Source organism: Pseudomonas sp. P5_B2, assembly GCF_056400445.1.
This window is the reverse complement of the sequence record NZ_JBFULH010001198.1, coordinates 1-871: the sequence shown is the minus strand read 5'-3', so window position 1 is coordinate 871 and position 871 is coordinate 1. Positions and strand designations below refer to the sequence as shown.

The 871-nt window shown below is 54.3% G+C and carries 1 protein-coding gene; it reads left to right on the top strand.

What is annotated here, in order from left to right; genetic code table 11:
• On the top strand, nt 1-774 hold a 774-nt coding region (locus AC1DRJ_RS30170; RefSeq protein WP_477805337.1), incomplete at its 5' end, for an SDR family oxidoreductase.
• Nucleotides 775-871: the final 97 nt, after the last annotated feature.

The following is an 871-nucleotide window of genomic DNA, read 5'->3' as shown; positions in this document are numbered from 1 at the left end:
GCACTGGACATCCCGAGCAAGGGCCTTCGATCCTTCTATTGCACTGCCCCTGGAGTTTTGAATATGAAGATTAAGAACTCAGTCGTGTTCGTGACGGGAGCGAGTCGCGGGCTYGGCCTGGCATTTTCCCGTGAGGCGCTCGCTCGCGGTGCTAAAAAGGTCTATGCAGGGATCCGCAACCCCGAAGACTTCACGGAGCCCGGCCTCGTTCCAGTCAAGCTCGACGTCACCGATCCAGAGTCCGTCATCGCGGCGGCAAGGATCGCATCCGATGTGACTCTTCTGGTGAACAATGCCGGGATTGCGGAGATCACCGAGTCGCCGTTTTCCGAAGGCGCAGATGATCAAACGCGGCGAATCTTCGAAACGAATTTTTATGGCCTTATGCGAACGACTCGTGCGTTTCAGGCTTCCCTTCCCAGCAATGGCACGGGCGGTATCATAAATGTATTGTCCGATGTCACCTGGAGAAGCGTGCCAATGCTTGCACCGTATTCAGCATCGAAGGCAGCGGCATGGAGCTATACCAACAACATCAGGGTGCATCTTAAAGAAAGAAGCATTCAGGTGGTCGGTTTGCATGTTGGCTTCGTAGATACCGACCTCACGAAGGGTTTCGACGTGCCGAAGGCGAACCCGATGGACGTAGTCCGCCAAGCCTACGATGCCCTTGAGGCGGGCGAAAGTGAGGTTCTGGCGGATGAAGGTACTCGTGCATTGAAGCAAACGCTTTCGTCCAAGGTTCCAGCGTACATCGATCCTGAAATTCTCTAGTCGAGGGACGCATGAACTGAATCTCGCTCGCGACTCAGGCACTTTTCGATCAAATTCAGCTCATTAAAACTTTGAACCAGTCTCGCGCCATGTGCTG